Origin of the sequence: Pseudonocardia sp. EV170527-09 (assembly GCF_008369905.1) — a bacterium.
GTDB lineage: Bacteria > Actinomycetota > Actinomycetes > Mycobacteriales > Pseudonocardiaceae > Pseudonocardia.
The window spans coordinates 1-278 of sequence record NZ_VRMC01000436.1; the positions used below are offsets into that span (position 1 = coordinate 1).

Annotated in this window: 1 protein-coding gene; it reads left to right on the forward strand. The window is 62.6% G+C overall.

The features are described from left to right. Nucleotides 1-278 (forward strand): response regulator (locus FVA95_RS29725; RefSeq protein WP_149666975.1); only part of this gene is annotated, 278 nt, incomplete at both ends.

Below are 278 nucleotides of genomic sequence, written 5' to 3' on the forward strand. Positions count from 1 at the left end.
GGAAAAGGCACTACCGTCAGCCTGTTCCTGCCGCGTTTCGTCGGTGAAATGGTCGTGGCCGAAGCGGCGAACCCCGCGCGGCTGCCCTTTGCCAATGCCGGTGAAACAGTGTTGATCGTCGAGGACGACCCGGCGGTACGGGTGCTGGTCAGCGCGGTGCTCAAGGAACTGGGCTATGCCTTTGTCGAGGCCAGCGATGCCAACACCGCACTGCCGATCATCGAGTCCGACCAGCGCATTGACCTGATGATCAGCGACGTCGGGCTGCCGGGTATGAA